18 protein-coding genes and 2 pseudogenes are annotated in these 24,195 nt (G+C 70.5%); 7 read left to right on the top strand and 13 right to left on the bottom strand.

The features are described 5' to 3' along the window. Positions 1-1,026 precede the first annotated feature (1,026 nt). Both BG452_RS33365 and BG452_RS33360 read right to left on the bottom strand, forming a co-directional pair. On the bottom strand, positions 1,027-2,499 hold the full coding sequence (locus tag BG452_RS33365; RefSeq protein WP_188308085.1) for a hypothetical protein: 1,473 nt from the start codon (positions 2,497-2,499) through the stop codon (positions 1,027-1,029). A gap of 167 nt (positions 2,500-2,666) precedes the next feature. Continuing rightward, on the bottom strand, positions 2,667-2,945 hold the full coding sequence (locus tag BG452_RS33360; RefSeq protein ID WP_188308084.1) for an ATP-binding protein: 279 nt from the start codon (positions 2,943-2,945) through the stop codon (positions 2,667-2,669). 188 nt (positions 2,946-3,133) lie between these two features. On the opposite strand from BG452_RS33360, the gene BG452_RS33355 reads away from it, so the two are divergent. Beyond that, on the top strand, positions 3,134-3,568 hold the full coding sequence (locus BG452_RS33355) for a DUF6228 family protein (protein WP_188308083.1): 435 nt from the start codon (positions 3,134-3,136) through the stop codon (positions 3,566-3,568). Between the two features lie 191 nt (positions 3,569-3,759). Here BG452_RS33355 and BG452_RS33350 read toward each other — a convergent pair whose 3' ends face one another. After that, positions 3,760-4,524: a replication-relaxation family protein gene (locus BG452_RS33350; RefSeq protein WP_188308082.1), complete on the bottom strand. Its 765-nt coding sequence runs from the start codon at positions 4,522-4,524 to the stop codon at positions 3,760-3,762. 968 nt (positions 4,525-5,492) lie between these two features. Here BG452_RS33350 and BG452_RS33345 point away from each other — a divergent pair. Further along, positions 5,493-5,849 (top strand): beta/gamma crystallin domain-containing protein, encoded by a 357-nt coding sequence (locus BG452_RS33345; RefSeq protein ID WP_188308081.1) that lies wholly within the window; start codon positions 5,493-5,495, stop codon positions 5,847-5,849. 1,015 nt (positions 5,850-6,864) lie between these two features. Here the strand turns inward: BG452_RS33345 and BG452_RS33340 are convergent. From BG452_RS33340 to BG452_RS33330, 3 genes are all read right to left on the bottom strand, one after another. Further along, complete coding sequence (locus tag BG452_RS33340) at positions 6,865-8,592, bottom strand: thiamine pyrophosphate-dependent enzyme (RefSeq protein WP_188308080.1); 1,728 nt, start codon at positions 8,590-8,592, stop codon at positions 6,865-6,867. Between the two features lie 20 nt (positions 8,593-8,612). Beyond that, the gene (locus BG452_RS33335; RefSeq protein WP_188308079.1) at positions 8,613-10,232 is read right to left on the bottom strand and encodes an FMN-binding glutamate synthase family protein; all 1,620 of its coding nucleotides are present in this window, start codon (positions 10,230-10,232) and stop codon (positions 8,613-8,615) included. Between the two features lie 83 nt (positions 10,233-10,315). Next, complete coding sequence (locus BG452_RS33330; RefSeq protein WP_188308078.1) at positions 10,316-11,020, bottom strand: metal-dependent hydrolase; 705 nt, start codon at positions 11,018-11,020, stop codon at positions 10,316-10,318. A gap of 90 nt (positions 11,021-11,110) precedes the next feature. On the opposite strand from BG452_RS33330, the pseudogene BG452_RS33325 reads away from it, so the two are divergent. Then, positions 11,111-11,590, top strand: a pseudogene (locus BG452_RS33325) (IS5 family transposase); the annotation flags it as partial. Between the two features lie 102 nt (positions 11,591-11,692). Here the strand turns inward: BG452_RS33325 and BG452_RS33320 are convergent. Beyond that, positions 11,693-12,949, bottom strand: a complete 1,257-nt coding sequence (locus tag BG452_RS33320; protein ID WP_188308077.1) for an alpha/beta hydrolase — start codon at positions 12,947-12,949, stop codon at positions 11,693-11,695. Between the two features lie 146 nt (positions 12,950-13,095). On the opposite strand from BG452_RS33320, the gene BG452_RS33315 reads away from it, so the two are divergent. Further along, a complete protein-coding gene (locus tag BG452_RS33315; protein ID WP_188308076.1) occupies positions 13,096-13,554 on the top strand; it encodes a MarR family winged helix-turn-helix transcriptional regulator in 459 nt (152 codons plus the stop codon). A 517-nt stretch (positions 13,555-14,071) separates the two neighbouring features. After that, complete coding sequence (locus BG452_RS33310; protein ID WP_188308075.1) at positions 14,072-14,680, top strand: hypothetical protein; 609 nt, start codon at positions 14,072-14,074, stop codon at positions 14,678-14,680. 254 nt (positions 14,681-14,934) lie between these two features. On the opposite strand, the gene BG452_RS33305 is transcribed toward BG452_RS33310, so the two are convergent. The 3 genes and pseudogenes from BG452_RS33305 to BG452_RS47865 all read right to left on the bottom strand — a co-directional run. Beyond that, positions 14,935-15,609: an aminoglycoside phosphotransferase family protein gene (locus BG452_RS33305; RefSeq protein WP_317621347.1), complete on the bottom strand. Its 675-nt coding sequence runs from the start codon at positions 15,607-15,609 to the stop codon at positions 14,935-14,937. A 1,495-nt stretch (positions 15,610-17,104) separates the two neighbouring features. Beyond that, complete coding sequence (locus BG452_RS47870) at positions 17,105-17,881, bottom strand: hypothetical protein (protein WP_317621355.1); 777 nt, start codon at positions 17,879-17,881, stop codon at positions 17,105-17,107. Positions 17,882-18,205: 324 nt separating this feature from the next. Continuing rightward, positions 18,206-18,397 (bottom strand): annotated as a pseudogene (locus BG452_RS47865) (helix-turn-helix domain-containing protein); the annotation flags it as partial. A gap of 338 nt (positions 18,398-18,735) precedes the next feature. On the opposite strand from BG452_RS47865, the gene BG452_RS33295 reads away from it, so the two are divergent. Beyond that, positions 18,736-19,983, top strand: a complete 1,248-nt coding sequence (locus BG452_RS33295) for an Ig-like domain-containing protein (RefSeq protein WP_317621346.1) — start codon at positions 18,736-18,738, stop codon at positions 19,981-19,983. Positions 19,984-20,711: 728 nt separating this feature from the next. Then, positions 20,712-21,251, top strand: coding sequence for a hypothetical protein (locus tag BG452_RS33290; RefSeq protein ID WP_188308074.1), 540 nt, complete (start codon positions 20,712-20,714; stop codon positions 21,249-21,251). A 34-nt stretch (positions 21,252-21,285) separates the two neighbouring features. Here BG452_RS33290 and BG452_RS33285 read toward each other — a convergent pair whose 3' ends face one another. The 3 genes from BG452_RS33285 to BG452_RS33275 form a co-directional block, all read right to left on the bottom strand. After that, the gene (locus BG452_RS33285; protein WP_188308073.1) at positions 21,286-22,023 is read right to left on the bottom strand and encodes an alpha/beta fold hydrolase; all 738 of its coding nucleotides are present in this window, start codon (positions 22,021-22,023) and stop codon (positions 21,286-21,288) included. A gap of 69 nt (positions 22,024-22,092) precedes the next feature. Next, positions 22,093-23,235, bottom strand: a complete 1,143-nt coding sequence (locus BG452_RS33280) for an FAD-dependent oxidoreductase (protein ID WP_188308072.1) — start codon at positions 23,233-23,235, stop codon at positions 22,093-22,095. 237 nt (positions 23,236-23,472) lie between these two features. Next, the gene (locus BG452_RS33275) at positions 23,473-24,168 is read right to left on the bottom strand and encodes a TetR/AcrR family transcriptional regulator (protein WP_188308071.1); all 696 of its coding nucleotides are present in this window, start codon (positions 24,166-24,168) and stop codon (positions 23,473-23,475) included. Positions 24,169-24,195: the final 27 nt, after the last annotated feature.

The raw sequence follows: 24,195 nt of genomic DNA, 5'->3' as shown, positions 1-24,195 counted from the left end.
GGCGAGCAGAACGCCGAACAGCCGCCCCCGGACAAGCCGCCGACACGCGGCCTGACAAGATCACCACCCGGTGCGCGTCACACCCCATTGCCCGTGACGCGCACCGACCCCACCCCCCGGAAAAACCCGCCGATAAGCCGGGAAGACCACACCCCTAAAAGAGCCCGGAAAACCAGTCGGAAAACGACCACGGAAACACGCCGGAGAACCCCTGGGAAACATCCGGTAATTCACCACCCCCGACACCCCTAACCCCCGTTCATGACATACCCACGGCAAGCACGTACAGCAACCGAAACGGCCCCCGCCACACACCACCGGAACACCCCGGCGCCACCCCGACACCCCGCGACAATTGGTCCAACCAACAGCACCCAAACCTCCCAAAACACCCAAAATACCCACCCACCCGCCACCAGGTCACACCCGTGAAAGAGCGCGGGGTCAGCAGCCCAGGGGGTAGGACATCAGGTGTCCGCCGGAGCGCCATGGCGGCGGCCGTGTTCAGGAGCGCGAGGGGAATGGGATGGTCAATCCGTTGCAGGCTCAGTGCCCTCGATACCAGGCCAAGCCTGCCGTGATGTGTGGTGGCCGATCCACGGTTCACCCGGTCCGGGCGGGTGCGGCCCGTCTCGGCCCCGCTAGCGGCCGTCCCGGCTTGCGCAGCCCCGCCGGGTTGTCCCGGTCCGGCCCGGCGGCCTGGGAAAAGGGTGATGTTGTCGGGTCATAGGGGAGCCACTGCTCCGATGTGAACGGGAGCCACGCGTAGGCCACACGTGACGGTGATGTACTCGACCTCGGTGGGCGTTCTTCGGCGAGTTCGGGAGCCGTTCCGGCGAGATCGGGAGCCACTGATCGGGTGTGACCTGCCGAGGCATGGGCGGAGTGTCCGTGGGGGCCGGAGTGGTGGCGTCGATAGCGTGTGATTCGGGGCCCGGGTCGCCTCCCTGACAAGTCGCGGCCGGGGCCTCACCCTGGATGCCAATAGGGCTGGACCCGTGGGGCCCAGCCCTTCCTGAGTAGCGGCTACAGACCCGCCCGGTTCAGCAGCCACTCCATGTGCTCGCCCGGAAGGAACGGTGAGGCGCCGGCGGCTTCTGCGACGCGCTCCGAGGGGTCAGCGAGGAGACGCAGCAGGGATTGGAGCGGGAGGTTGCGGTGGGGCGCGACCGCGCGGCGGACTCGGTCTTCGGGGTCGGCGGCCAGCTTCTCGGCGAGTTCCGAGGGCAGATCCGGATCGCGGGGTGCGAAGGAGCGGAGCCGGGGCTCAGGGTCGGTGGCGAAGCAGCGCAAGGCTGCCGGCGGGAACGTCAGGACCTCCTCCTTGTCCCACCAGAACGTGAACTTGTCCCGCCGGCGGTAGCGGCGCTCGATATTCTCGGCGGTCGCGGGATCGACCAGGTGCGGGGCGGTGTAGGCCATGGTGAGGCGGACCATCTCCTCCTCGTCGTCGAGCAGTCGGGCCACCGCGTTGGCGGGAAGAGCCTTGCTGGCGGCCGCGGAGACTCGGAAGCTGACGTAGGGCGAGTCGATGTGCGGCAGCGGATCGGCCGTCACCCAGGGCAGCCGCAGGATCCGCAGTTCCGTGGGCGCGAACTCGTTCTGGAACCACTGCAGGACCGTTTCGTCGTCCGCGTCAGGGTCCGGATCAGCCGTCGAGCGCGACAGCTCGTGGACCGAGGCGTGAATCTGCGCCCGCACGTGCTCGGGCGTGTCCGGCCGGGCGAAGACCTTCACACGGACGCTCAAGGCCGGATCGACCGCAAGGGCCTCGCGGGCCGGCGGCGGCAGGTCAGGATGCCGAGCGAGCTCGGCGCGAACCTCGCTGTCCGGATCCGCGGCGAGCCGCTGGAGGGTGTCCGCGTCGAGAACGGCGTGAATGACCGCGCCCGCCCGAGTCACCGGGTCCGCCAACAGCGCCGGCAGTAGGTCCGAGGGCGGTATCGGATGCGGCAGACGCGCGTAGTAGGTCGAACAGGCCGCGGCGCGGACCTTGGCCTCGGGATCGGTCAGCAGAATCCGGCGGACCGCTTCCGGGGCCTGCGGCCAGTGCTTCGCCAGCGCGGCGCGGATCTCCGGGTCGGAGTCGGCGGCGAGGCGGGCCCGGAGATCGGGCGGCGTGTGGGGGCCCTGAGCCAGGTACTCACGGACCCGTGGATCGGGATCCTCGATGAGCTGTTCCAGCATCTCCCGTGGTGCGGTCGCGGCGTGGACAACGAGCGCGGCCCGCACCGCCCCGTCCCGATGTGTGGCCAGTCGGATACGGAACTGGTCCGGCAGCCGGTTGTTGAGCGCCAGGCTGTGCAGGAGCCAGTGGTCGTCGATCGCGATGATCTCGGCGATCATGTCCTCGGTAAGGTCCGGACGCTTCGCCACCTTCCCCGTGCCCCGCCGCCACGCGAATAGTCGCCGAACCATAGAAGCTGGCAGGGCGGAATTCATCGCCAACCCGTCCATCACCTTGTCGAGGTGAACCGGAGTCAGGGCGTCAGCATCCATGCGGCCAGCATGCCAGGCGGGCTGCTGTGCGACGCCGCCGGGCGGACAACCACGGCGGCCGCTTCGAGCGGTGCGCCGGCCACCGCCCCTGTGGTCAGCTGGAAATCCGAGTGGCCCCTCAGTGGCCCTCCAAGCCTTCACGGAGGTCACCGGGACTTCGCCGTCCATCAGTTCGAGGCTGGGAAGAAGGATTCCTGGGTGGCCTGGTAGCGGTAGGACTCGGTGCCGGTCTGGATCAGGGTGCAGCGGAACGTGATCCGGTCGGCGACGGCCGCGCGGAGGCGGGCGTCGCCGAAGGCTTTGTCCCACTCGGCGAAGGGTGAGTTCGTCGCGACGGCCGTGGCCTTGCGCTCCTCGCGTTCGGTGAAGATCCGGAACAGCAGCTTGGCGCCCTTGCGGTCCAGGTTGAGGTAGCCGAACTCGTCCAGCGATGCCGGTATCCGCATAGATCGACCTATGCCGAGACCGCGACTATGCCGACTGGCTGCGTAGGTGAAGACGAAGAGCGATTGTCGCTGGGCGCTGGCAGCACCGGATCGTGGTGGCAGCCTGGACTTTCGTTGAGAAGTAGCAGCGGCTCGGGCGTCCAGAATGGTGATGCCATCGACTTGGCGGTGTCCGTATCCTTCGGCGGGTGAGTCTGATCGAGGTGGGTCCGGGGCAGGTCGAGCTTGTCGTCGGTGGGCGGGGGACACTCGCGCCCTGCGTCCGGTTGTTCGACTGGTCGCGGGCTGGTGAGTATGAGGCCTCCTTCGCCGTGGAGGCTGTTGCCGACGGTGTCCGCGCACGGCTCGAATCCGTGGCTGTGACCGTCTGGGACAGACTGGACGAGTTCTTCGATAACCTTGCGCGCGACTTCCGCGGTTGGGAGGGCGAGCGGGTCTGGGTCAACAACCATCTGGTTGTGACAGCGACCTTCGGCTCGGGTGGTCACGTGTATCTGAGCTGGACCTTGAGGTCAGGCTTCTTCCCCGAGGACTGGAAGTGCACTGTCACGAACGTGGTCGAATCCGGTGAAGGAATGACCACCCTGGCCGCTGACGTGCGCGAATTCCTGGGCCAGGAGTAGGTCGTCAGCGCGCTGAGCCGGGAACGTCACCTCTCGGCAGGTTCAACGGCAAGTCCTCTGTGAGGGCCTCGGCATAGTCACAGGCGGTCGAGGAAGGGCGGAACCAACGTCACCGGTCCGGCACCGGTGACGACCAAGGCGACCGGCGGGTACCCGGGCCGGGTGTGGGGTCCGGGCCAGGCCCTGCGCCATCAGTGGACCATCCGGTCGGCCGGCTCCTCGCCAGCCAGCGCCGGATCGGTGCTCTTCACCTTGGTGCGGAACAGCTCGCGGTAGCGGGGGAACTTCGCGGCGACGTCGGCCAGTGTCACGGTGGAACGGTCGACTTCGACCATGAGGACCGGCACTCCGATCTCCGGGGCCTGCCACACGCCGTCCGGGCGCACCTTGCGCCGCCCGCCCGGGGCCTCCGGCGCGGTGCCGCCGCGCACGAACGCCACCACAGTCTCGTTGACCGCCATCGCGTGCTGGGCTCCGGAGCGCCCGGTGCCCCGGGCCGTGGAGCCCATGTCGGAGCGGGGCAGGCTGAGCACCTGCCCGGCCGCCTCCAGCCCGGCCGTGCCCTCCAGCCGCCAGGTCTTGTGCCGGTCCCAGGTGTTGCCGTCGGAGGCGACCAGGCCGTCCAGCGCGAGGTCGCCGAGCGCCTGCCGGACCGCCTTGTTCGACGCCGCCCCGGGGCGCAGCAGGCGCTGGAGCTGGTCGGCGGTGGCGACCTTGAGGACGCCGAGCGCGCCGAGGACGTCGGCGCGCAGCGCAGTGGTCGAGCCGTTGGGGTTGGCGGCGCCGCGCCGGTAGGCGGTCCGCCCCGGCCGGGCCGGACCGGCCGGTTCGACAGCGGCGGCCTGTCGCCGTTGTCGTCGGGCTCGGCGAGGCTCTGACGGGTGCTCACGGGCGTCTCCTGGTGGTCGTGGGGCTGCTGCCTCTCCGGGATATCCGGCCGCCAGGACAGCGGCCAAGCCCGTTCCAGGCCCGCGCGCCGCACCCTCTCCAACCACCTCTCTCCGGCCCCCACCGCCACCCCCGACCAGCAAGCGGCCGGCACCAGCCAGAGGCGAGAAAGGGAAAAGCCCCTTCCAGGGCGGCGACGGCGACGACACCCTCACCGTCACGCGCGGCCAAGGAACTGACAGCTCGAACGGGACCGCGCCCCCACCCGAGGCAACGAAGGAAGCCTCGACGGAGGCGGCGGCATCAACCTCTGCACCGTCCGCGGCGGCAACAGCGGAACCATCACCCACTGCACCCTCACGCTCCAACCGTGACCACCGGTCGGTGGAAGGCTGCACGCACCGGCTCACGGAGGGTCGGAGCCCTCCCGGCAACGTAAGACCGGGTACAGGGCGCCCACTACACAGGAAAGCCAACGGCGAGGCCGTCACCGAGGTACCCGCAGGACTTCCCGTCCCGGGGGGCGGAGCGAGGCAGGGCCGGCGGCGGCGTGGCGTCACGATGCCAGTCCGGGCCGGTGCGGGTATCCCGGGTACCCGCGCGGCGGGGGCGGTGCCCCGCCTGGACAAGGCCCTGGGTCCAGGGGAAACCCCCATAAGCGACACCGCGACGGCGGCGGGGCCAGTCCGGGCGGCGCACCCGGCCTCGCGCCGCTGGGAAGACTGGGCTGCCCGCTGCCTGGTGGCCGAGATGGCCTTCGTGTAGTCCCTGTTCTGGCCGCGTGCCCCCGAGCGCTGGTCTGGCGCGTTCGGCGGTCCCCTGATCTCCCCATGTCAGAACGGCCGACAGGTGACCTTCGGTCGGGCACCCCGCGCCTTGCGGAAGTCCCGAATGAAAATGACCTAGAGCAGGTTGGGTCAAGGCGTGTTCGATTGACCCTCATAAAAATGCTCTGGATACTGATCGGGCACGACGCAACGGAAAATTGTTGCACAGCTGAATTCGATTCATAATTTCATCCGACTAGGGAGGATCCATGTTCTCGAACGCGAAGAAGGTCGTGGGTTCGATGGCCGTGGCCTTCGCCGCGGCGGCCACGCTCACCGTGGCCGTGCCGTCCGGCAGCGCCTTCGCCATCGACCACATCCCGTGTGACGGAAGCCGCAATGACTTCCTCAAGATCTGGTCGCACCTCGACGGCCGTGACAGCGTCGACTGTTACGCGAACGGCGGGTCGATCGGCTTCGGCGGGTGGTGGGTCGACCGGATCTCCACGGGAAACAACGACCTGGTCTACTCCGACGACAACGGCGACTCGGTGAGGGTCAACCGCTGGACCGACATCTCGTACCCGAACCACCCGCCGAAGGTTAACTCCATCCGGATCCTCTGAAGAACCGGCAGAGCGGGCCCCGCGCGGAATTCTCCCGGCCGCATCGCCACACGCCCCATCACTTGGGTCGCCGTCGAATTTTTCCGTGACGTGAATTCGCTCCAGCCCGGCTCATCGGTGCCGGCCACGCCCCCGGGCATGGCCGGCACCTGCCTGGGGTGCCGCGGCCTGCCACGACCTGGTGCCGGCCGCCTCCGGAGCGATGCCCGGCCCTCCAGGCCGGCGCGCAGCACGGCACGGGGCCAGGACGCAGCAACCGCCCCCGACTGTCGATGAGCAGGCCCTCGACGAGGACGGCGGGCGCGCCCCGGCCCGGGTCCGAGGCCGGGGCCTTGACGGCCGCGCGGGAGCGGATCCGGCTGTAGGCCGTCGTTCGCTTCACGGACGAGGAGAAGGACAGAGAGATCGCTGCCGCGTTGCGAGTGAGCGATCAGTCTGTTGAACGTTGGTGCCGGCATTGGCGGGTGCTGGGACCGGATGGGGTTCAGTCGAAGGGATCGCCTGTCGCCTGTCAGGCGAACAGCACCGACATCACCCGATCAAGTTCAGAAGCAGCAGACGACCTTCGAGTACCCAGTGAACTCAGGAACGCGCAGCAGGAGCTGGTGACCATGCGGGCCGAACGCCGCGCCTTGCTGGCCACCCTGCCGACCTGGGGCGGCGATCCGAAGGCAGCCCGGCAGGGGCTGAGCGAGGAGCAGCCGGCCGAGGCCGGCCGCCTGGAGGAGGCCGAGCGTCAGGCCGCCCATGCGGTGTGGGCCGACGGGTACTGGGCAAGCCTGCCCGTCGGGGACCGGGTGTGTGCGCGACGGCTTTGCGGGGCCTGCGGGATTGGTCCGCAGGCGCGGGTCAGGGGGTGTCCCCCTGCCGGTCCCAGCGGCGCGGATCCGCGGGTGTCCGCTGCTGGATCGGGATCGACATGGCCCGGGGCCTTGGGCATGTCTTTCGGATCACGCCCAAGGCCCTCGTACTGATCCTTCCGGGTACGGGGCGCTCCCCGGTCCTGCCCCTCCGGTCAGCCGTCGTGGCTGCGGAGCGTCTCCTTGACCTTGGCGATCGCGAAGCCCCAGCCCTGCTCGACGGTCGGCTTGCCCGGAACGGCGAGTTCCTGCGGGTTGGTCAGGACGTCCAGGAGCACCGGTCCGGGTGTGTCGAAGGCCTGGCGGACCGCGTCGAGCAGCTCCGAGGGGCGGGTGACCCGGATACCGGTCAGGCCGAGGGCGGTGGCGACGGCGGCGAAGTCCGGGTTGTCCAGCTCGGTGCCGAACTCCGGTAGTCCGGCCTGTTCCTGTTCGAGCTTCACCATGCCGAGGCGTCGGTTGTCGAACACCACGAGCTTGACCGGCAGCCGGTGGGTCCTGATCGTCATCAGGTCGCCGAGGAGCATGCTCAGCCCCCCGTCGCCGCAGAAGGCCACGACCTGCCGGTCGGGGGCCCAGAACTGGGCGCCGATGGCCTGGGGCATGGCGTTGGCCATCGAACCCAGGTTGTAGGACCCGAGCAAGCGCCGGCGGCCGTGCATGGTCACGAACCGGGACAGCCAGACCGTCGCCATGCCGGTGTCGGAGGTGAAGATCGCGTCGTCGCTCGCGCAGGCGTCGACCGCGGCGGCCAGGGCCTCCGGGCGGACGTCGTGGTCGCGGTTGTCCAGCGCGCTGCGAAGCCGCCCGAGCAGTCGGTGGTCGTGCCGGGGGTCCGCGAGCTGCCGCTGCCCTTCGGTCCACTGCTCGAAGCGTTCGCGGGCCTCCTTGAGGTGGGCGTCGCCGCCGGCGGGCCGCAGGAGGGGCAGGAGTGCGCGGAGGGTGGCGCCGGTGTCGCCGGCCAGTCCCACGTCGACCGGGGTGCGGCGGCCGAGGTTGCGTTCCAGGAGGTCGATCTGGACGACCTTGCAGTCGGCGGGGTACCAGTCGCGGTAGGGGAAGTCGGTACCGAGCATGATCAGGGTGTCGCAGGCGTCGAGCGCCTGGGCAGCGGCGGGATTGCCGATGAGGCCGGTCTGGCCGACCTGGTACGGGTTCTCCCCCTCGAAGCCCTCCTTGGCCTTCAGGGTGAGGACCATCGGGGCGGACAGTCGCCCGGCGAGTTCCAGCACCTCCTCGCGGGCGTCCCGGGCGCCCCGGCCGACCAGGAGGGTGACCCGCTCCGCGGCGTTGACGAGGTCGGCGGCCTCGCGGATGCCCGCGTCATCGGCTCGGGTGACGGGTCGCGGGCGCGGGAAGCGGGCGGGGCGGTCGTCCGTCAGCTCGCGGTCGCCGAGGTCCCCGGGGACGGTGAGGACGGCGACACCGCGCTCGCTGACCGCGCTCCGGACGGCGGTCTCCAGCATCCTGGGCAGCTGGTCCGGCGAGGTCACGGTGGCCCGGAAGACCGCGACGTCCCGGAACAGCAGGTCGTTGTCGACCTCCTGGAAGTAGTCGCTGCCCAGCTCCGAGCGCGGGACCTGGCCCGCGATGGCGAGCACCGGGGTCCGGCTCTTGGCCGCGTCGTACAGTCCGTTGAGCAGGTGGACGGAGCCGGGGCCGACGGTCCCCATGCACACGCCCAGGGTGCCGGACAGCTGGGACTGGGCGCCGGCCGCGAACGCCGCGGCCTCCTCGTGCCGGCAGCCGACCCAGTCCAGGCCTTCGGTGGTGCGGATGGCGTCGGTGAGCGGGTTCAGGGCGTCGCCGACGACGCCGAACACATGGCGCACACCCAGCTCCTGCAGGGCGTCGACGATCACGCGGGCGACGGTACGTGCCACGGGAGTTCCTTTCGGGGGTGTCAGACGGTGAACCGGTCGGGGCGCGCGGCGTCCCAGTCGCGCGCCCAGCCGGCGGGCGGTTCCTGGAGCAACTGCCCCGGTTCCAGCCAGTGATGGGTGTCCGCGTAGGAACGGATGGTCTCCGGGTCGAGGCGCCGCTGGAGCATGTGCGGGCGCAGCTGGGACGGGTGGGCGACGCCCATGGCGGCCATGATCTGCAGGGCGCTCCGGACGGTGGCCTCCTGGTAGCGCCGCACCCGCTGGGACTTGTCGCCCACGTGCAGGGCACGGGCGCGGCGCGGGTCCTGGGTGGCCACGCCGACCGGGCAGGTGTTGGTGTGGCAGCGCTGGGCCTGGATGCAGCCGACGGCGAACATCATGGCCCGGGCCGCGTTGGTGTAGTCCGCTCCCTGGATCAGCCGCTTCACCAGGTCGCTCCCGGTGGCCACCTTGCCGCTGGCGCCGATCCGGATCCGGTCCCGCAGCCCGGTGCCGACCAGTGCGTTGTGGACCGTCATCAGTCCTTCGGTGAGCGGCATGCCGACGTGGTCGGCGAATTCGAGCGGGGCGGCTCCGGTCCCGCCCTCCGCGCCGTCCACGACGATGAAGTCCGGTGTCACGCCCTCCTCCAGCATCGCCTTGCAGACGGCGAGGAACTGGTGGCGCGAACCGACGCAGAGCTTGAAGCCGGTCGGCTTGCCGTCCGCCAGTTCGCGCATCCGGCCGATGAAGCGGACCAGTTCGCGTGGGGTGGAGAACACCCGGTGGTAGGGCGGGGAGACCACCGTCCTCCCCTCCGGGACCCCGCGCACCCGCGCGATCCGGGCGTCGACCTTGGACCCGGGCAGCACGCCGCCGATGCCCGGCTTGGCACCCTGGCTGAGCTTCAGCGACACGCACTTGACGTGCGGGTGCGCCGCCTTCTCGGCGAACGCGCCGGGGTCGAAGTCCCCGTCCTCGGTGCGGCAGCCGAAGTAGCCGGTGCCGATCTCCCAGATCAGGTCTCCGCCGGGCCGCAGGTGGTACTCGGACAGCCCTCCCTCGCCGGTGTCGTGGGCGAAACCTCCGAGCGCCGCACCGGTGTTGAGGGCCAGCAGCGCGTTGGCGGACAGCGAGCCGTAGCTCATCGCGGACACGTTGAGCAGCGCCATCGGGTACGGCCGGGTGCAGTCGGGACCGCCGACCGGCACCCGGGGCGTCCGGTCCGGCACGGCGACCGGGGCCATCGACGGCACCAGGAACTCGCGTCCGGTGCCGTACAGGTCCAGCTCCGTGCCGAAGGGCTCGTCCGCGTCCGTCCCCTTGGCCCGCTGGTAGACGATGCTGCGGGTGTCACGGTCGAACGGGCTGCCGTCCACGTTGCGTTCGACGAAGTACTGCTGCACCTCCGGCCGGATGCCCTCCAGCACGAACCGCAGATGGCCGATGAGCGGGAAGTTCCGCAGCACGGAGTGCCGGGTCTGCAGCAGGTCCGCCAGGGCCAGTGCCGACAACGGGAGGAGGACGGCCGCCGCACACCACCACCACGGCGAGACGACCAGGGCGGCCACCGTGGCGCCGACCGCTGCACAGACTGTCAGGACAACCGGGAGGAATCTCGTCACAGCAGCCGTCTGTCCCCGAAACGCCCGGTCAATCATCCGGGTCGGGTGGGTCGGGCACGTGGTCGGACCACGTGGGCCGGCTCACCTGGTCGACTCACCCGCGGACCGCACGGCGGTGCTCAACTCGCGGCCAGGAGCGGGGAGAAGACCGAGAACCACAGCACCGCGAAGGTGGCGACCGTCATCACCGGGACGACGAACCTGGTCTCCAGCTTCCCCCCGGTGCGCCGGATCAGCACCAGCTCGAAGCGCCCGGGGTAGGGCCAGAGCAGGGGGGCGCCCCTACGGGTGAGGCAGTCGCCGATCAGGTGGCTCAAGGTCCCCAGGCAGACCGTGTAGGGCAGCCAGTCGGCGAAGCCGGTGAACCAGACGGCCACCGTCGCGGCCCCGACCCCGGCCAGGCCGACGGAGGTCACCCAGGCCGTCAGCCCGCGGCCCGGCGGATGCAGGTGCAGGGCGCGCGCCGCGAGCGCGAACAGCACGAAGGCGAGACCGACGGTGAAGCCGCTGCCGACGCGGGTGACGCCCATCCAGGTGCCCCACCCGGTGAGCGCCACGAACAGCAGCGAGTGCGTCGCGTGCCGGTGGCCCCCGGACAGCCTGCCGATCAGCCGGCACAGCCCCCTCGACAGCGGACCCAGCAGGTGCGCGGGCGTCGCGTCGTGGTGGTCGAGGTCCGGCAGCAGCGCAGCTCCGGCGCACAGCAGGGTGCCGATCAGCACCTCGCTCGGCCGCATCCCGGTGCCGAACAGCGCCTCCGGAAGGACCGGCGCGGTCGCCGTGAAGAGCAGCGCCCCGCCGATCGCATGTGACTGACCCAGCAAGCCGACACCCGCCCCCTCGCCATCGAGCCGACCCCCGGCCTCCCCTGGGCCGTGCCAGCCGATCGCCTGCCCGCGACGGCGCGGAACATTCCCCCGGACACCTGCGCCGGTCCGGGGCGGTCCTCGACCACGAAGGTCCACCTCGCCACCGACGGCCGTTGCCGCCCGCTGTGCTTCCACCTGGCCCCCGGCCAGGCAGGCGACGCGCCCGCGTTCGAGGACGTCATGGCCGCCTTGCGCGTGCCTGGGACGATCGGCCGTCCGCGCAGGCGCCCCCTCGTGGTTCCGACGGACCGGGCCCATTCGTCGAAGGCCATTCGACAGCACCTGCGCAGACGCGGGATCCGTGCGGTGATCCCACAGCCGGCCGACCAGATCGTCAACCGCAAACGCAAACGCCGTACCGGCGGTCGACCACCTGCCTTCGACCGCGACGCCCACAAGCTGCGCAACACCGTTGAACGCTGCATCAACCGCTTGAAGAGCTGGCGTGGGCTGGCTACCCGCTACAAGAGGACCGCCAGCGTCTACCGGGCCGGACTCCACATCGCAGGCATCTTCATCTGGTCGGCCCGTTGCGCCTTGGGCGTCCTGGGCAGCGCGCTGCCCGGGGGTGGCGTCGAGTGCGGCGCCACCCCCGAGCGGGGTGCGGGTCGGCGTTCGGACGGTGCGTCAGGCGCGGCGGGCTTCGGTGATCTGGGCGGGGGTGGTGCCGAGCCACCAGGTCGGGTTGGCGGTGCCGTCGGTGGTGCGGCCGTCGGCGTGGACGTAGTGGCGCACGTCGCGGCCGGGCTCGGCGAACTCGCCGTTCAGGGCTCGCTCGACCCACTCGGCGCCGAACCGGAAGACCTCGGCGGCGGCGCCGCCCAGGGGGTGGAACTCGTTCTCGTAGACGCGCATCTCCTTGGGGGCGCGGACCAGCTCGTAGTTGGCCAGGGCCTGCTCCAGGACGGTGAGTTCGTCGAACTCGCCGATGCCGTAGAGGACCGGACAGGTGATCTGCCCGACCAGGTCGCCGAGCGGCATCTGGGCGACGAGCTCGGTGTCGAAGGCCTCCTCGTCGGTGTAGCCGGCCATGAACATGTAGTTGTTCTTGAAGGTGGGCTGGGCCCGCTCGAAGATGGTGGTGAAGTCGCCGGTGACGGCCTCGAAGGCGGCCAGAGCGCGCAGACGGGGGTCGGTGGCGGCGGCGCGGGAGCCCCAGTAGCCGCTCATCGAGATGCCGAACATGCCGATCCGGTTCGGGTCGACCTCGGGCAGCGAGGCCAGGTGGTCGATGTAACGGCCGATCGCGCGCTCGTAGTTGGTCAGGTCGACGGTCAGCCCGCCGGCCCGGCTCTCACCCTGGCCCGGGCCCTCGATGGACAGCGCCACGATGCCGCGCGAGGTGTAGTAGCGCTCGGCCGCGTAGATGTAGTCCTCCTTGATCATGTCCATCCCCGGGCCCAGGATCACCGCGGGAGCGCCCTCCACCTCGCCGGCGGGCAGGTGGAGCAGGCCGAAGATCTGCTTGCCCTCGAAGTCCAGGACGACCCGGCGCACCCGGCCCTCGCGCAGCGCGCCGAGGCGCTCGACGCAGTGGTTGGCGTGCTCGCGGAAGGCCAGCTTGCGCGGGTCGGCCGCGTCGAAGATCGAGTACTGGGCGCGACCCCACATCACGGCGGCCCGCACGTAGAGGTCGGCGGCGGTCTGGCCGTAGCCGTTCGCCTCGTGGTGGGCGGCGCGCTCCTCGGCCTGGCCGGCGACGGTGGCCCACGCCTTGGGCAGCATCACGCCGCTCTGCACCAGGTCGAAGACCTTGTCGAAGTCCGTGTGGTCGTGGCCGAGCTGCTCGAGGGTGCCCTTCGCCTGCGGGTGCAGGGCGTCGAAGCCGCCCTGGGCGAGGGCGATGTCCAGGGCCCAGTTCTGGCCGGTGGAACGAACAGTCATGACAGGTGTCCTCTCTGGAAGGGCTGGAAGGGGTACTGCTGGTACGGCCGCTGCGCCGTCCGCAGTGCCTAAGTACTTAACTATTAAGTACTTAGGCTAGAATTCTTGTCAACCCGGCACCATCCAGCGCCCCGAGGAGACCGCCCATGACGAAGCAGCAGCCCACCCCCGCCCGCGACCAGGCCCTCGACCAGCTCGCCCGCGCCGCCTACAGCCTCAGCGCCGCCGACTCCCGCCTGCGCGGGCGCGCCACCCGCACCCCCGGCGCGCTCTCCCTCACCCACGCCCGCGCCCTGCGCGTACTCGCCGAGACCGGCCCGCTCCCGATCGGCCAACTCGCGGCCGCCACGGAGACCACCGGCGCCGCCACCACCCAGCTGGTCAACGGCCTCGCCACCGCCGGCTACGTCACCCGCGAACGCCCCGAGGGCGACAAGCGATCGGTGCTCGTCGCCCTCACCGATACCGGCCGCCAGCGCAACACCGAGCGCCAGGCCAACCTCACGCAGGCGCTGGACACCGCCCTCGCACACCACGACACCCAAGCCCTGGAAGCAACGACCGACGTCCTGCGCCACCTCGCCACCATCTACGACCAGCTCTGAAAGCTGCGCGGCATGATCCGAAAGACACGCCCTGGCACTCCAGCCGGACTTCTCCATTTCCGCTGGTCAACGGCCTGGGAGTGGGTGCGTAGCCGGATGGGGGCGGGTGTGGGGCGGTCTTGGCCGTCCCGTCCCGCCAACGGGTGGCCCCTGCGCGTGTACTGGCGACGCTGCGGGCAGTCATCCCTCGTGGACGATGCACCAACCAGCCTGCGGGAAAAAGAACTTGGTGATCTACTCCTGCGTATCGGCGGCCGCTCCTCCCACGTGGAGCCGCGGCGCCGGATGCGGGACTACGTCCGCGGACTCATCGGCCCGGTAGGCCGCAAGAACGGCTGGCAGCCGGCCGAATACGCCGGTCACGCCGCACCCGACGGCCTGCAGCATCTGCCGTCCCGCAGCCGCCGGGACGCGGACGAGGTTCGCGACGACCTGCAGGCCTACGTCGCCGAAGATCGACGACTGTCACGACGGGCCCCGCTCTTCTGCCTGACGCCCCCGTTCGTCACACTGAACCGTGCCTCGAATAGCCGCCGTCACCTCGTCCCGGCAGGTCCGCCGCCTCACCACAATCGCGTTCTTCGGTCCACCGGTGATCGTCGGGCTGTCGTTGCTGGCTGCCAATCCGGACTGGAGCGGGCTCGGGCTGGTGCTCGGGACCTTCGCGCTGATCGCGACTCTCCTGCTCATGATCACCGCCGCGCCGAACGGGTGGTTGATCGTCGGCGGGGTGTTCCTGGGAATCGCCGCGCTGTCCGTGCCGGGGCCGTTGCTGCAGGCAGAGGTGATGGCGCACCAAGGGCAGCGGGTGGAGGTGCGGGTCACCTCGGTCAAGAGGTACCAGGGCAAGCACGGGCCGGAGTACACCTGCCTGCTGGAGCGGGTGGACGGCAAGCCGCTCAAACACGCCGAGCTGGGCAACGACTCCTGCGACGGGCCGGTGGAAGTCGGGCGGACGGAGGACGTGCTCATCGACCCGCACGGCTGGACGGCGCCGGAACTGACCGAGACGGACTACAGCGGGATCGACATCGCCGCGTGGGCCCTACCGGTGGTTCTGGGGCTCTTCGAGCTACTGGTCTGGCTGTCCCGGCGGGTCGGGCTGCGCCGGTTCGAGGGCCGCTGATGGCGCCCGGGTCCCGGAAGAACGTGACCTGCCCACCTCCTGGCACCCCGCCGAAACCGCGGTCGGGTCTGACGGGCTACTGCCGGTCGTCCTCCGCCGCCGGGTGAAGGAGGTGGCTGTCGAGGCGGTTGGCCAGGACCGCGGTTCGCTGCGCCTCGAGGACCTGTTCCTGGCCGCAGGGGGCGCGGCGGGCGGCTGGATCTGACTGGCGGCTGTGTCCGCGGCGTCCCAGAGCGGACGGAAGTACTCGCGGGTCACCGCCGAGGAGGGCGTCGACGCCCGACAGCGGGCTGGTGCCGGACCGCGGTTTCGCGAGCGGGCCTCCTGCCCCTGAGGCGCTCGCTCTCCTGGCCCTGTTCGGCCAGGCGGCGGTCGGCATCGATGCCCTGCTCCTGAACGGTCAGCACGGCATCGACAGGGCCGGCCGTGTCGGTGAGGCCGTAGGCAGCGGCGAACACCTCAAGTCGGTGGCGGCGGTCGGGTGGCGGCGGGTAGCGCAGCCACCGCAGGCACATGGCATCGTCGCGGAACGGCACCGCGTGTTGGAGTGCGTACGCGACATCGTGCAACCGTGGCGCCGGACGCGCGTGATCCCAGTCGATGATTCCCACTGCCAGGGCGCCACGCCACACGGTGTTCCAGGGGCCGAAGTCGCCGTGACAGATCACTTCGTCGCCGACGGGCCCGGCGGTGGTGGTGGACCAGAGCGTGGCGTCCGGAGGACGGTACCCGGCCACGGCGTCGTGGTGGTCGCGCAGGAGGCGGGCGAATGTGATCAGACCCTGGTCGTCGACGACCTTGGCCCAACCGTCTGGACCGGATTCGCCGCCGATCCAGGTCAGTACCTCACGGCCCTGATCGTCGAAGCCGAGCACGCGGGGCGCGTATTCGTAGCCCACGGCCTCCAGATGACGGAGCAGGCCGTGCACCGCCGGAGTCCACGGTGCGGCCGGCCGGTGCACCGCGTTGCCGATGCGCTCGACCCGACCGAACTCGTCGGACCGTGCTCTCGGCGGGCAGGACCCGCATGGGCAGGAGCGCGGAACCGACCGGCCCGCGGGCGAATCGAGCCCGAGGTCATCGACGGCCGTAAACAGTCATTACCTGGCGCAATTCATACTGTTTCTCGGCGTAAGAAAATCTTAAGGTTCTTAATCGCCAACATAATCAACACCTCGCTGGAGTGTTCATGTTTGTGCGGCGTACTTTAGCTACGGCGACGGCAGCATCCGCGTTGGCTGCCCTGATGACCTTTGCCGGAGCAGGTAGCGCCTCGGCGGCTCAGGACACCTTCTACTTGGGTGGATCTGAAGGTGCAATCGACAACACTCCCGGCGACGGGGCCGCCAGCTGGGTCTGGGCATACGCCCACGACGCAGGTGGGCAGGGCTTTTCCTACGCGCAAATGGAATTCCGGTACACGAATGGCTTGGAAGGCGCACACACCGTCCGACTGGAAGAGTCCCGGTCGACCGACCTCCCCTGGAAGGTAGCCTCCGCCAGGCTCTGCGTTACCTGGACGGACAACGGTAAGTCCTGCACGGACTGGCACTACTACGCGTAACCCGCAGGTCCAGCCAGTACACCTGAAACGAGCCGCAGAGAGTCAACCTCGGATATTCAGCCGAGCAGGCTGATCTGATGCCGAGTTGAGAAAAGGTGCCTCTGGCCTGCAAGTATGCGAGCGTCGAGTTCGTATCCCCTGCAGGAACAGGGGCACCTTTTCGGCGAGTGAGCGTACCGGGTGGGACCGGCCGTTGTCTGTGGCCGCCGACGGGAAGGGGTTGGTCGGGCACGCGGGGGCGGTGCTGCTGCACCGAGTCGCGGACCGGAGGGAACAGCCCCGCGCAGCGCCCCCGGACCCCGGGGCCGCCGCCCGCCCGCCGCCCTCTCCTCCTTCGTCGGTCGGTCGGGGGCTCCCAGGAGTAAGTCGGAGTCGGTCGGGCCGACCTTGCCGGGCCTGACCTGCGGTGATGTGCGGGAGCGGCGAGGTGGGGGTACTTGGAAACGAAACCAGAGACGAAACCGACCCCGGGCCCGTCGACGGCCGGGCCGCCCGGCCCGAACCGATCGCGGCGGCCGCCGCCAGGCGGACGCGAAGGGGAAGGCCGAGCGCCGGTGAGCGGCCCCGCCTTGGACCGACCGCGCCCAACCCGCCCACCACCCATCACCACCAAGACCAGGCGCTCAGAAGGTAAGTCGGCCCGCTGAGTTCTGCCGAATCCTGGGCCTGGCCTGCGGAAATGCCAAGGCGGCGGGCGCGGGTGGGGGACCCTGAACGAGACGTCGGGCGAGACGTCGAACGAGACCCCGTACGAGAGCCCCCGCTCGCGGGGGGAACAGCCGAGCGCGTAGAACGTCCACATCGAGCTGAACGCCTCCTCCCCGCACGCCGACGATCAAGCCGGACCAAAAGGAACAAGCTCACTCCTGGAAGGGGCTCGGCTCCCAGGCATTCCCACCGTTCGGGAACCTGTACAGCGGCCGGCCCTTGACCGCGCTGGTGCGGAACGGCACGCCGGCACCGGGGCCGACAGTCAGGGTGCCCTTGCGGTCGCCGCTGGACCACTCCAGTTCCAGGTACCAGCTGACGTCGTGGAAGGTGGTCTCGGCGCTGACCTCGATGACCTCCGGGTCCCGCTCGCTCACCTTGACCGGCAGGCCGGTACTGCCCTCGCTCACGACCAGTCGGGGGCGGGCCGCGTCCAGGTCGAGGTCGTAGGAGTGGAGGTCGACTCCGCCGCCGCAGCCCTCGCCCATGGAGTAGGCGTTCCAGGCCAGCGGGGCCGCGCTCCGCACGACGCGGACGTTGAGGGCGGTCAGCACCACGGTCTCGCTGCCGGTGCCCTGCACGGCGAACTCGATCGACTGGTAGTGGCCGGCGACCGCGCCGACCTGGGAGACCCAGGCGGGGACGTCCACCAGCGCGGGCGGCCGGGGTACCTGCGATGGCGGGCGGTCGACCAGGTATTGCTCACACCCGTCCTCCCGGCCGGGCCGACGGACCGCGACGGCGATCGGGGCACTCGCGCCCCGGTCGGCAGCGTCGGCGGGCCCCGACTGGCTCGCGCCGGCGGCGACCGGCGTGGCGCCGGGGGCCGGGAGCGGGCCCGGGGAGCCGGCCGACGGCCCGGCGTCCGCCGCCGTGGCGGGAACGGACTCGGGGTCACCGCCCTGATAAGTCTTGACACCTGTGGCCACAGCCCCGATGGCGGCGAGCACCGCGGCAGTCGCGACAGCGGCGAGTACACCCTGGCGCACGCGCCGCCGCGTTGGCACGGCGGAGGTACGCGCGGGGGCGGCCGTCCCGTCCGCCGCGACGCCTCCCCCAGTCGGCCGCGCTTCCGGTTCGGCTACCGCTTCAACTTCCGGTTCCGGTTCAGGTTCCGGTTCCGTGAGGAGCTCCAGTGCCGCAGAGGGCTCCGGTGCCACAGAGGGCTCCGGTGCCGCGGGGGCAGGGGCGGACGCTTGCCGGTTCCCCCGCGCCGCGTGGGCGGTGACCCACAACCGGTAGAGCTCGGTGCGTTCCTCCGATGTCGCCCGGCACAGCCGCGCGAGGCGCTCCAGTGGGGCGAACTCAACCGGCATCACTTCGCCGTTGCAGTAGCGGTGCAGGGCCGACGTGCTCACGTGCAGCCGCTTCGCCAGCGCACCGTAACTGAGCCCCGACCGGCTCTTCAGCTCCTGGAGCAACCGCGCAACCTCGTCCGCTCCCATCGACTCCCCGATCCCCTTTGGCACTGATCCTCTCCCCCGCTCGTGCCCCCGTCATCGCACCCCCGGCTCCGGCCGTCACCGACAGCCGGATCACCGGGACGCGGGCCGACGTGACCTCCGGCAGACAAGCACGCGGCAGACCGCCCCACGGTTCCCCTCAAGGGGACCGGCTGCACCGGCCGCGCCCTCCCAGCGCCCTGTTGGCGCGTCCCAGGAAGGTTACGTCTTCCCAGCTCAAACAGGGTAAAGGCGTCCCAGCATCCCTGATCGCCGGCCCACCGTTGCCGCTGGGACGAACCGGCACACAAGCTGACGGCGAACACCGAGAGGGAGCAACTGTGAGCACTGTTCGGACGGCCCTGGCCGCGATACGCACCAACGAGCGTTTCCACCGCGGCGCGGCGGCACTGGCGATGGGCGGGGTCCTGCTGATGTCCGCGGCTTGCGGCGACAGCCAGGACAAGGTCGCTGATGCCACCACCACCGCCACCACCACCGGCGCGCCCGGCGGGGCGGCCGCCGCAGCGACGCCGAGGACGTCGACCGCGGTGCTGGACGTGCAGCCGAAGGACGGGGCCCAGGCAGTCGCACCGACCGCGCTCCAGGTGTCCGTCTCCCACGGCAAACTCACCGCCGTCGACGTGACCGACAAGGACGGCAAGCCCGTCCAGGGCTCGATCACCCCGGACGGCACCGGCTGGAAGCCCGCCACCGCGCTCGCCCCCGGCACGGCGTACACGGTGAACGCCCAGGCGAAGGACACCGACGGTCTGGTCTCCGCGGTCACCAGCGCCTTCACCACCGTCTCACCCGGCAAGCAGGTGTCGACCAACGACAACATCGCCGACGGCCAGACCTACGGCGTGGGCATGATCGTCAAGGTGGACTTCAGCAGCAAGATCGTGAACAAGGACGCCGTCGCCAAGGCCATCACCTTCGAGACGGACAACGGCACCGAGGTGAAGGGCCACTGGTTCGGCGACGACCGGATCGACTTCCGCCCGGCGGACTACTGGAAGCCGGACACCAAGGTCACCATCCACTACCGGCTGAAGAACGTCGAAGTCGCCCCCGGCGTCTGGGGCGACGTCGACAAGGACGAACCGTTCACCATCGGCCGCTCCCAGGTCACCACCGCGGACGCCGCCACACACCAGATCACGATCGTGCGGGACGGCAAGTCCACCACCGTGCCGGCCACCCTCGGCGACGACCAGCACCCCTCCTGGGGCGGAACCATGGTCATCATGTCCAAGGAGAACGTCACCCACATGAACTCCCAGACCGTCGGCCTGGGCAATGAGTACAACATCCCTGACGTCCCCCACGCGATGCGGCTGACGAGGAGCGGCACCTACCTCCACGGGAACTACTGGTACAAGGGAGACCCGTTCGGCAAGGCCAACACCAGCCACGGCTGCGTCGCGCTCAAGGACGTGGAGGGCGGCCGCGACACCTCCCCCGCGGGGTCGTTCTTCAACAGCTCGCTGATCGGCGACGTCGTCACGGTCGTGAACACCAAGGAGAAGACCGTCGCCCCCGACAACGGCCTCGGCGGCTGGAACCTTCCCTGGGCCAAGTGGTAGCACCCGCCCTTGCCGAGGAGCTGTCCTGCGCCTGGTGACCCGTCGGAAGGCCGAGGTCCGGCAGGCCCCGCACGCGGAGACGACCCGATCGGGCTGCGTGCGCCCGTGAGTGGCTCGGCGTCTGCTCCGCACGCGCGGGATCTGCGCCGCTGGGTCAACGGGCGGGCCGCGGGCCGGGAACTGGAGCGGCGTCAGAGGTGCGGGCCGATGAGCAGCACGGTGTCGAACGGCGCTGGGTGGCGTCACCGGTGACGCCACCCAGCGCGTCGGCGACGAGCAGCCGCATGTCGTGCTGAACGACCTCTGCGCGAAGACTCTCTGACGGCCCGCTGCCGGTGGCCGGCCTGCGATGCGGTCGGCGCCGACGGGCCACCGTGAGCTGCACACCGCCTTGGCCACAGGCAAGCCGCCGGACCGGCTGCCGGCGCGGACGACGGTCAGCCGTGCCGGCGAAGGTGGAAGCCTACGGGCCGTGGCGATGCGCGAGACTGCTCTGGGACTGCCCTGGGACTGCCGGGCCGGGGTGGGTCGGCTCAGCGGCGATGCTCTTGTATTGATTGTCATGACGTGTGCGGGGTTGCGCCACGGGCCTGTAACAGGCGCTGACGTGTGCGGACGGCCCGTGTGAGGATCACCGTGTCAGCGGGGAGGCCGCCTCGGGAAGGGGCGGGGCCGCCCGCACCGCCACCACTGCGGTGGGACAGCGTCGAAAGTGAAAGAGGGACAACATGCTTATCAAGACTGCTCGTTGGGGACTGTCGGCTGCGGTGCTCGTCGTCGCGGGGTTAGCGCTGACAGCGTGCGGCCCCGAAGACGCGACCTCCTCGGACACCCCCTCCGCCACCAGCGTGCCGGTCGCCACGAGTTCCGCGCACTCCAGCGGCAAGCCCACCGCCACCGCGCCCGTGGCGAGCGGTCAGGGTTCCTCCTCGACCTCCGGTGGGAGCAGCGGGTCCGATGCGGGCCACCAGCGGACGCTCGTAGGCAAGCTGAGCTACCTCGCGCCCGGCAAGCTGGCGGTCAAGCCCGACAACGGCGGCGCCGATCAGGCGTTCATGATCAACAACGCCACCAAGGTCCTCGGCGCGGCCGCGATCTGCTCCCGCGACGGCAGCACCGTGACCATGGACAGCCAGGGTTACGGCACCACGAACTGCACCGCCGACCAGGCGGAGACGGCCGCGAAGACCGGCGCCGTCACCGTCCGCGTCACCTTGGACTCCTCGTTGGGCGTCGCCCAGACCATCGCCGAGAAGTACCACCCGTAAACAGGGCGAGTTCGTGGTGGCCGCCGGCAGGGGTTCAGTGGCCGGTGGCCCGGGCTCGGTGGGTGAGGAAGGAGTCGAGATGGGTGAAGACCGTCTCAGGCTTCTCGCGGATGGGCAGGTGTCCTGCGCCGGGGATGAGTTCGAATCGCGCGTGGGGGAACGCCGCGGCGTAGGCACGGCCGAAGTCGGGGGTGACGACTGCGTCGTCGGCGCCCCAGATCACCAGGACCGGGCAGGTGACGGTGGAAAGGCGGGGCAGTATGCCGGTGTCTGCCATGGCCGGCCCGGCGTAGGCGCGCATGGCGGTCATCGCCTGTGCGGGCGGTCCGCCCTGTGGCGCCGGAGCGGGTGGACCGGCGGGCACGGTGATCTGCTGGCCGGGTATGACGGGGCCGATGGCGTCCATGAGGACGAGCTGGGAGATCCGGCCCTCGCGGTCGTCCAGGACGGTCTGGGTGGCGACCCAGCCGCCGAAGGACGTGCCGATCACCGTCACGTCGTTCAGCCCGAGGTGGCCGAGCAGGTCCAGGTAGGCAGCGGCGAGTGCGGGCACGGAGTCCAGGTCGTCGGGCCGCAGGGTGGCGCCCCAGCCCGGGTGGGTGGGCGCCACCACCCTGTGGTCCGATGCGAGGTGGTCGATCAGGGGCGCGATGCTGGACGGGCCGGGGCCGCCGTGCAGGACGAGGACCGGGCTGCTGCCCGTGCCGGCCTCGCGCACTTCGAGGTCCAGTCCGGGCCGTAGCGGGATGGTGCGCCGGTGGGGCGTCGTCATGGTTCCTCCGGATCGGCTGAGCAGGGTGGGTTCGGTGACTTGAGGGAGAGGCGGCCGTCGGGGCGGGCCTTACCGGGCCGGCGGGCCGGAGGTGAAGAACGCGACCATCTGCTCCAGGCCCCGTTCGCCGAACATCGTGTCCAGGCTGGCGGCGGACTCGGCGGCGGTCGCCTCGCTGCGCGGGAAGAGGGCCTCCTCGTACGCGGCCAGGGCGGCCTCGGTGTCGCCGGGGTGGGCGGCGATGGCCAGGGCGAGTTCGGCGCCGTCGAACATGGCGAGGTTGGCGCCCTCCCCGGCGAAGGGGGACATCACGTGGGCGGCGTCGCCGAGCAGCGTCACGCCCGCAACACGGTCCCAGCGGTGCCCCATGGGCAGGGCGTGAATACGGCGCGGGGTGATCGTCTCCGCGTCGGCGACCAGGCCGCGCAGGCCCTCGTCCCAGTCCTCGAAGTGGGCGAGGACCGCGGCCTTGGCGGCTGGGTGGTCGGTGAAGTCGACCGTGTCCAACCAGCCCTCGTCGGCCTTGAGCGCCGTGTAGACGTGGAGACTGCCGTCGCTCTCCCGGTGCGCGAGGACACCGCGTTCGTCCCCCAGGGCGATGAAGAACCCGCCGCCGATGACCTCGGCGCTGCGCGGGTGGCGGGTGTCGGCGTCGAACAGGTCGGTCTCGACGAAGGAGATGCCGGTGTAGAGGGGCCAGGCGTCTGAGACCAGCGGCCGGATCCGGGACCAGGCGCCGTCCGCGCCGATCAGGAGATCGGTGGTGATGGCCGAGCCGTCGGCGAACGTCACCTCATGGCGCCCGTCGCCCAGCGCCCGGGCACCGGTGACCTTCCGTCCCCAGTGGATCGTGCCGTCGGGCAGGGAGCCCAGCAGCAGGTCCCGCAGGTCGCCGCGGTCCACCTCCGGCCGGCCGCCGGTGCCGTCGTCCTCCTCGGCCACGTGCACCGTGCCGTCGGAGCCGAGCAGGCGCATCGCCTGACCGCCCTCGTGGACGATCTCGAGGAAGGCGTCGTGGAGGCCGGCGGCGTGCAGGGCCTTCTGCCCGTTGTTCTCGTGGATGTCGAGCATCCCGCCCTGCGTACGGGCCGCCGCCGACGCCTCCAGTTCGAAGACCGCCGACTCGATGCCGTTGACGTGCAGGACACGGGCGGCGGTCAGGCCGCCGAGACCTGCACCGATGATCGCGATCGGGAAATGGCTGGTGGTCATGGGGCCTCCGAAAGCAGCAGGGGAACACCTCGGTATGCCGAGTCATCACCGCCGACGCCGCAAGGCTCCCTGCCGGGGCGGCTGCGCGGCGAGAAGGCAGGGGATGCCTCGTTCACTCCATCCACGATAACGAACGCGTTCGTTGCGAACAAGTTCGCCTCGCCCCTCGGCAGGCCGCGAGGAGAACCGCCGTCCCCCTGCCGCGTCGGTCCCCAGGCGGGCCACCCCGCCCTGGGATCAGGCCACTACGCCCGGGACAGGCGTGCGCGTGATGCCGTTGACGAGGACGTCGAAGCTCCAGCGGATCCTGTCCGGCACCGAGCCGCCGATCAGGGAGGGCATGTGCGCGGTGATCGCCGGGTGCGTGGCGGCGTCCACGGCGTGCAGCGCACGCACCGTGGCGTTCCAGTCGCCCTCGGAGGCGGGATCGTGCTCACGCGTCGAGTGCTCGGCGGCGGTGGCTGTCGCGTCCTGGAGCAGTTTGTCCGCCCCCCAGGCGACCTGCTCGCGACCGGCCCCGCTCTGTGAGAGGAGATCGAGGATGCGCTCCACCAGGCGCAGGTAGTTCTCGCCGCTCGGGCGGGCGACGAGCGCGGCCCGCGCGAGCTGCGGGTGCTCGAACAGCACCCGGGTGTACGACGCCATGACGGCACGAAGCTGCTCGCGCCAGTCCTCACCGCCGTCCCGCCCGGTCAGGTCGACCTCGCCGAGCAGGGAGTCCAGAACGGCCGCGTGCAGCTCGGCCGTGTTGGCGATGTAGACGTACAGTGACGCCGGGCCGGTATCCAGCTCCTGCGCCAGGCGGCGCATCGTGACCTTTCCCAGCCCCTCCGCCCGCATGATCCGCACGGCGGTGTCCACGATCCAGCGCCGGGACAGGGCGGGTTTCGCCGGACGCTCCCGGCGGCTGATCGGCTCTCTTCTCGTAGTCATAGCCCGATCGTAACGAACACGTTCGCA

Source organism: Streptomyces sp. CBMA123 (assembly GCF_014596465.1).
Classification (GTDB): Bacteria; Actinomycetota; Actinomycetes; order Streptomycetales; family Streptomycetaceae; genus Kitasatospora.
This window is presented reverse-complemented; position numbering and strand designations above follow the sequence as displayed.

Bases quoted from the DNA above. Each gene is read 5' to 3' on its own strand.
- BG452_RS33365 (WP_188308085.1), bottom strand. From the start codon at position 2,499: ATGGATGCTGACGCCCTGACTCCGGTTCACCTCGACAAGGTGATGGAC.
- BG452_RS33360 (WP_188308084.1), bottom strand. From the start codon at position 2,945: ATGCGGATACCGGCATCGCTGGACGAGTTCGGCTACCTCAACCTGGAC.
- BG452_RS33345 (WP_188308081.1), top strand. From the start codon at position 5,493: ATGTTCTCGAACGCGAAGAAGGTCGTGGGTTCGATGGCCGTGGCCTTC.
- BG452_RS33335 (WP_188308079.1), bottom strand. From the start codon at position 10,232: ATGATTGACCGGGCGTTTCGGGGACAGACGGCTGCTGTGACGAGATTC.
- BG452_RS33320 (WP_188308077.1), bottom strand. From the start codon at position 12,949: ATGACTGTTCGTTCCACCGGCCAGAACTGGGCCCTGGACATCGCCCTC.
- BG452_RS33315 (WP_188308076.1), top strand. From the start codon at position 13,096: ATGACGAAGCAGCAGCCCACCCCCGCCCGCGACCAGGCCCTCGACCAG.
- BG452_RS33290 (WP_188308074.1), top strand. From the start codon at position 20,712: ATGCTTATCAAGACTGCTCGTTGGGGACTGTCGGCTGCGGTGCTCGTC.
- BG452_RS33285 (WP_188308073.1), bottom strand. From the start codon at position 22,023: ATGACGACGCCCCACCGGCGCACCATCCCGCTACGGCCCGGACTGGAC.
- BG452_RS33280 (WP_188308072.1), bottom strand. From the start codon at position 23,235: ATGACCACCAGCCATTTCCCGATCGCGATCATCGGTGCAGGTCTCGGC.
- BG452_RS33275 (WP_188308071.1), bottom strand. From the start codon at position 24,168: ATGACTACGAGAAGAGAGCCGATCAGCCGCCGGGAGCGTCCGGCGAAA.